The following is a 5,078-nucleotide window of genomic DNA, read 5'->3' on the forward strand; positions in this document are numbered from 1 at the left end:
GTGGTCGAGGGAATCAACAATAAACTTAAACTAATAAAACGGAGAGCCTATGGCTTTAGAAACTTTCGTAATTTTTGGGTTAGAAGTATGTTATCTTGGCATCTTGTCTGTTGATTTAGCATAAAGAGTAACGAAGAGCCCAAAATTCTGTGACGATTGTATGTCACAACTGTAAAAAAATAAGTGGCTCTAGGTGTTTTTGCTCTACGGTATTGCATCAAGTTAGGATAACATTTATTGGATTGGTGTTTACGCAACTGGTGTTGGGTTTCGTGCCTCAACCCAACCTACCAAACTACCGATAGGGAATATCTGAGGAAAAAAGTCTTTCTCGAAACTAATATCAATATTCTTTAACACTCGAAAGTCAGGAACTTGAACCCGTAGTAACCGCATTGTTAAAACTCCTGTAATCCTATCCTCTTGCTCATCTGCTTATTGTAGCTCACAGGCAAAGGTGAAACAATCTCTTATCCTACCGGCCAAATTCCGGCAGATTTTTTCAAAAAAACCCTTGACAAATCCCCGCACTTGACAGATACTTATATATGGAATGGGAATCCGTGCCTGCCTGCGAACCCTCTTTTTTTAGGTCAAATAATGCGATTAAATTTATTCCTGCTCCCTGGGGTTGAGTTCTAGCTTCAGCAGTTTGAGGAGATGGGAAATATGGCAGCTTGGATTATCGCTATTGTGAGCATAAAATCTTCCTATTTGTAGTGCCAGTTGTTCTCTATATCTTTCTGGGGGTGATGTATTGTCCTCTGGGGGTTCAACTTCTAACCAATATTGCTTCGCTTTTTTGATAGTCAACAGAGCCAGCACTAATTCCGATTGGCTATTGTCGTGGCTAACTTGATATTGTTTTTGCCAAGATAGCTGTAATTTCTCCACTTCCGATAGTTCTAGGTTTTGACAATGAGAGATTCTCCCTTTAACTCTGGAAAAATTATTTTTTAAATCGGCATCATCCTTAATTTTATCTGCCATATCAAGATAAATATTTTCTAGCCTAGCAGCGGAATTTTGATAAACAGCCGAATGTTCGCTAAGAATTGATTGAATATGAATATCGGGAAAAATAAAATAGCACTCTTTATGAATCAATCCCGTCACCCAAATTCTATGCTGTCCAACCCGATTGACTTTAATCAGTGATTTGTGATATAAGTCCTCAAAAATTTGCTCTAAATCCTTAAATGGATAGGAATCATCTAAATCTTTTAAATCTTTCTTTTGTAAGTCCAAATCGACGATAGCGAACAGTTGCTGGGGATTTAAATAAGAAGCTTCTGGGTTCTCTTCATGCAAACGCAAAAGATTAAAGTAAGTATTTAAAACATCATTTCTATCACCACAGTTTAAAAAAGTCGGTATCTTTTGTTTCCAATCCCTAGGAACACAAGCTCTATAAAAATTAGCATCGGGAAAATCTTCCATAGCTCGATAGGATTGAGGAGATAACCTGCCAGCATTTTTTTTGATTTCCCCTTCACAGAGGATGACAAATTTATTACGAATTTGACGGTTTGCCAGAATAAATTGACAATGTTCTAAAAGTTCCGTTTCCTTAAGACTCATGGGTTAGTTTCTCCATCTTTATTTCAATAGTTTTGGTTCTATCTCTTTAACATGAGCGGGAGTTAAAGCTTGACAGAGTTCATAGGAATGAGTGGCTAAGATATATTGATTGCTAGGTTCCCATTCCTGCAAGTCCTCAATAATTCTATATTGCCAGTCGGGATGGAGAGCAATCTCAATTTCATCCATCAAGACAATCGCATCTTTTATGCTACGATACTTTAGCCACAGATAGATACTTAATCGCTTCAGTTCCCCATGACTCAAATCCTCTGGATATAATTCTTCTCCGTTTGTGTCTCCTTTGAATTTAAAGGTAATCCCCGATATATCTTTATCTAAATTAATTTCTTTATCCGATAAAATTGAATTTAAGTTTTGCCGTTTTAGTTGATAGTTATTTCCATATTCACCAGTTTCTATAGCTTGAGCAAAATCTTGATCACGAGCCATGATAAAGTAATTAATTAATAGCTCAACTGGCAGAAAATCGTAGGTAAATAAGTTGCTAAGTTTCTTTTTAATATCTGCCATGGCTAAATAATAGTTACTAGAGTCCAGATTCCCTTGATTTATCTGAAAAAGACTCTTGTTAGTAGCTTTGGGTAAAAAGATAAAAACTTGCGTTGAAGGTGCGGCTAAAAATATTTTTGAAGATAATTCTTTCATGAATAATTGAAATTCTTCTTGGGTGATTTGACTAAATTTACAAACTAAAAATATCTCTTCATTCTTCTGGGTTTTGGCTTGACAAATACCTATTGATTTATTTCCTTCTAAAAGATTGCTAATGATTTTTATTTGCTGTAGTAATGATTGGAATTTTCCATAATGAATATCTATATTTTTATTCATTACTTGTAGTCCATCTCGAATAGATTTTTCCAATACTTCTTTTTTTGAATAGTCTAGGATAATTCTTGATTCATTAGTTGATGAAAACAATACTTTATATGTTGGCGGTATAATATTTAGCTTAAATAAAAGCTCACGTTCTTTTTGAGCAAATGGACTTGAAATTAAATTGCTTATTGCCGTTCTATTTTCTAATGTCAATAACTCTGTCAATCTATCTTTGATGTTTTTAAGACTGGCAAGTTTATCGATGATAACTTTTGTTTGTTTATCAATATCCTTATCCTTTAATTTTTCAAAATCAGATATTTTAAAATCATCAACGTTAACAGTATCCAAATCTTCTTTTTGTCCGTCAAGGTTAGATAGCAAGTCTTTTATATAAGCATCTCTGCAAATAAAAAAATCTAGTTTCACTTCTTCCCGATTGTCGGTTAGAATTTCAAACATAGCCAGAGTTTTCTGCTCTAAATCATCTTCTAGTTGACATCGATGGAGTACATTTACCACATATTCTATCTTTTCTGGATCACCAGAACAATGAAGCAGGATAAAAATTAATTGTAGAAGGGTACTTTTGCCACCGCCATTTTGACTACCGATAGGGAATATCTGGGGAAAAAAGTCTTTCTCGAAACTAAGATCAATATTCTTTAACACTCGAAAGTCAGGAACTTGAACCCGTAGTAACCGCATTGTTAAAACTCCTGTAATCCTATCCTCTTGCTCATCTGCTTATTGTAGCTCACAGGCAAAGGTGAAACAATCTCTTATCCTGCCGGTCAAATTCCAGCAGATTTTTTCAAAAAAACCCTTGACAAATCCCCGCACTTGACAGATACTTATATATAGAATGGGAATCCGTGCCTTCCTACAGACCCTCTTTTTTCAGGTCAAATAAGCGTCAGGAAAATAAAAACCTAATACCTGACCACTACTAAAGACTTATACAAACAAGACTATCTTGGTTGGTTAGAAGAAACGACCCAACAACTGCGACAAAGACAGACAGATGTATTAGATTGGGGAACCAACAGAGACATCAAGTAGATAGTTATCCCCTACAATTACTCATCCATTTGCTTCTCTACCAATACCAGCTAATGTCTTCCCTAAGCTGTACTGAATTTAAATTGCGTATTGGATGTTTGAGTACAAATGCTCAAACTCCTTCTCCCTGCTCCCAAGTCCAGTGCAGTCTTAACGAGTAATTTAGATAGTCAACAGCTTACCAGTCAAATTCCGGCAGATTTTTTCAGAAAAACCCTTGACAAATCCCCCCACTTGACAGATACTTATATATAGAATGGAAATCCGTGCCTTCCTACAGACCCTCTTTTTTCAGGTCAAATAAGCGTCAAAAAAATAAAAACCTGATAACCGATCCCTAACTACCTATAAGCTTTTCATCCAATCACTAATCAACTGGTTAACCTCTGTGGGAATTTCATCGTGGGGACAATGACCAGCAGTTAGATAATATTCTGCCAGAGAAGGATAATATTGACGGAATTTGGCTCCGCGTTCCCTAGTATTCATCCAAGGGTCCCCCTCACCCCATAACATCAACAGGGGACAACTTAACTTTTGCAGGAGAATATCCACATTTTCCCCCCGGGGAGATTTAAACACAGAAGCAAAAACTTTGGCTGCTCCCGCATCCAGGGAAGGACGACGGATATCTTCTATTAACTGCTCAGTAATGGCACTGCGATCGAGATATACTTTCTCTAGGGTTTTGCGGATAGTTTTGGGTTGACGGGTATAGAGAAATAAGAGATAACTGGCCCAGGGTTGCAGCAAGATTGATCGCAGTAATTTTTGTGCTAAATTAGGCTGACGATTGCTTTCTGTATCGCTAAAGGGACCGGCACTATTGAGGAGAATTAATCCCCGAACATTCTCAGAGTGATTAGCAGCCACGCAGAGAGAAGCGTAACCCCCCAAAGAATTACCCGCTAAAACCGTCGGTTGCGCCACAACTTCCTTGATAAAATCATTTAATTGTTGCTGCCAAAGACTGCCACTATAGACAAGATCCGGTTTAGCTGATCTACCGAATCCTAACAGATCGATCGCCCATACTTCCCATTCTGAGGCTAAACCTTGCACATTTTTTCGCCAATGGTCGGTAGAAGCGCCAAAACCGTGGACTAATAGTAAAGGGGGTTTTCCTGCAACTCTAGTACCCGCTTGCACATAGTGTATCGAATGTCCTTGCCATTGCCAATTTTGCTTTATCGTCAGAGCAGCTGTATTCATCGGCTGTTTTGTTAAGTAATGTTAATAATGCTTAGTCTAACCGATTGAGAAACTGGAGACAAAGCTAGAGATTTTTGACCAAACCCCTTGACTGAAAACGGAACTTGACATATACTTATATATATAATGGGAATCCGTGCCTGCCTGCAAACCCTTCATTTTTGGGCAAATAACCCTAAAAAACACTCTCAAAAAAATCTTGAGCAGGATTAATCTCCTAGTATGGGTGGCTAACCCTGGATAATTATTCCTGAATCATTGGGACAGTTTTTGGCTAATTCTGATATAACAGCTATGAAGATTTTGACGATTTTACAGGGATTAATCGACAAAAATCCCTTAACTGAGGCGGATCTAGAAGAATTACTAGCGATCGAATC

Annotated in this window: 4 protein-coding genes and 1 pseudogene; 2 read left to right on the top strand and 3 right to left on the bottom strand. The window is 37.4% G+C overall.

Features of this window, described 5'->3' with window-relative positions; all coding sequences use genetic code 11:
- Positions 1-114: transposase (locus O9324_RS15650; protein WP_271947859.1), on the top strand; the 114-nt coding region annotated here is incomplete at its 5' end.
- Between the two features lie 498 nt (positions 115-612).
- On the opposite strand, the gene O9324_RS15655 is transcribed toward O9324_RS15650, so the two are convergent.
- Both O9324_RS15655 and O9324_RS15660 read right to left on the bottom strand, forming a co-directional pair.
- Positions 613-1,581 carry a hypothetical protein gene (locus O9324_RS15655; protein ID WP_288140657.1) on the bottom strand — a complete coding sequence of 323 codons (969 nt, stop codon included), beginning with the start codon at positions 1,579-1,581 and terminating at the stop codon, positions 613-615.
- A gap of 18 nt (positions 1,582-1,599) precedes the next feature.
- Positions 1,600-3,132, bottom strand: a complete 1,533-nt coding sequence (locus O9324_RS15660; RefSeq protein ID WP_288140658.1) for an AAA family ATPase — start codon at positions 3,130-3,132, stop codon at positions 1,600-1,602.
- 231 nt (positions 3,133-3,363) lie between these two features.
- Here O9324_RS15660 and O9324_RS15665 point away from each other — a divergent pair.
- A pseudogene (locus O9324_RS15665) lies at positions 3,364-3,533 on the top strand (DUF29 family protein); the annotation flags it as partial.
- A 298-nt stretch (positions 3,534-3,831) separates the two neighbouring features.
- Here O9324_RS15665 and O9324_RS15670 read toward each other — a convergent pair.
- Positions 3,832-4,698, bottom strand: coding sequence for an alpha/beta fold hydrolase (locus O9324_RS15670; protein ID WP_288140659.1), 867 nt, complete (start codon positions 4,696-4,698; stop codon positions 3,832-3,834).
- Positions 4,699-5,078: the final 380 nt, after the last annotated feature.

The organism is Microcystis sp. LE19-84.1B (genome assembly GCF_027531875.1).
Taxonomy (GTDB): Bacteria; Cyanobacteriota; Cyanobacteriia; order Cyanobacteriales; family Microcystaceae; genus Microcystis; species Microcystis panniformis.

Coding starts and splice junctions, on each gene's coding strand:
- O9324_RS15670 (WP_288140659.1), bottom strand. CDS start 4,698: ATGAATACAGCTGCTCTGACGATAAAGCAAAATTGGCAATGGCAAGGA.
- O9324_RS15660 (WP_288140658.1), bottom strand. CDS start 3,132: ATGCGGTTACTACGGGTTCAAGTTCCTGACTTTCGAGTGTTAAAGAAT.
- O9324_RS15655 (WP_288140657.1), bottom strand. CDS start 1,581: ATGAGTCTTAAGGAAACGGAACTTTTAGAACATTGTCAATTTATTCTG.